The organism is Neisseria sp. P0021.S005 (assembly GCF_051956955.1).
The window spans coordinates 1-488 of record NZ_JBQCWY010000926.1 but is presented as its reverse complement, the minus strand read 5'-3'; the positions used below and the strand labels follow the sequence as shown (position 1 = coordinate 488).

The 488-nt window shown below is 43.4% G+C and carries 1 protein-coding gene; it reads left to right on the top strand.

The window, feature by feature from the left end; genetic code table 11:
- The first annotated feature begins 51 nt into the window (after positions 1-51).
- The gene (locus tag ACTHUE_RS20195) at positions 52-414 is read left to right on the top strand and encodes a thioredoxin (protein WP_440424302.1); all 363 of its coding nucleotides are present in this window, start codon (positions 52-54) and stop codon (positions 412-414) included.
- The last annotated feature ends 74 nt before the right edge of the window (positions 415-488 follow it).

Genomic DNA, 488 nt, shown 5'->3' with positions numbered 1-488 from the left:
CAATAACAGGCCGTCTGAAACCTTCGGACGGCCTACCTCACATTCATTCCCATGCCCAAACCCTCGCCTGAAGAATTGGCCGCCTTTGCAAAACACGTCGCTGCCTTCATCCCAACCACACCTGACGAACTTATGCAACTCATTGATAGTCACGAAACTGCTATCGCCTTTTTAGGCAAACCAAGCTGTTCATACTGTCGCCGTTTTGTTGCAAAACTATTTACCGTTTACTTAAACAAGCAGCTTACTATCCGCTTTACAGACAGCAGCAACAAAGCAGCTTTAAAGACTCTTAGTGAACAACACGGCATCAACACTGTTCCCGCATTACTCACCATTCCACAAGGCAAAATCAAATTTGTCTGCAATTCCAAATTATCAGAAGAAGAAATTGAAGCTTTTTTGAGCGCTTAGACTGCGCAAACTTCCTACTGATTACTTTCCCGGCCGACATTTCAGTTAAAATAACGGACTAAAAATTTCAGAAG